This is a genomic window from Microbispora bryophytorum (genome assembly GCF_006874465.1).
Classification (GTDB): Bacteria; Actinomycetota; Actinomycetes; order Streptosporangiales; family Streptosporangiaceae; genus Microbispora; species Microbispora bryophytorum.
The window spans coordinates 1-400 of sequence record NZ_VIRL01000114.1; the positions used below are offsets into that span (position 1 = coordinate 1).

Genomic DNA, 400 nt, shown 5'->3' on the forward strand with positions numbered 1-400 from the left:
GGAGGATCCGGCCGAAACCGAAGCGGCCAGGCACGCGCTGAACTACGTGCGGCTCGACGGCAACATCGGCTGCATGGTCAATGGCGCGGGGCTGGCGATGGCCACGATGGACATCATCAAGCTTTACGGCGGCGAGCCGGCCAACTTTCTCGACGTAGGCGGTGGCGCCACCAAGGAGCGCGTGACGGCGGCGTTCCGGCTCATCCTGGCCGACCCCAAGGTGGAAGGCATCCTGGTCAACAGCTTCGGCGGCATCATGCGCTGCGATGTCATTGCCGAAGGCGTGATCGCCGCAGCGCGCGATGTCGATCTGACGGTGCCGCTGGTGGTGCGCCTGGAAGGCACCAATGTCGAACTGGGCAAGACCATCCTGCGCGATTCGGGACTGCCGATCCTATCG

General features: G+C 65.2%; 1 pseudogene. It reads left to right on the plus strand.

The annotated features are described in order from the left end of the window. Nucleotides 1-400, plus strand: a pseudogene (locus tag FLX07_RS36095) (ADP-forming succinate--CoA ligase subunit beta); the annotation flags it as partial.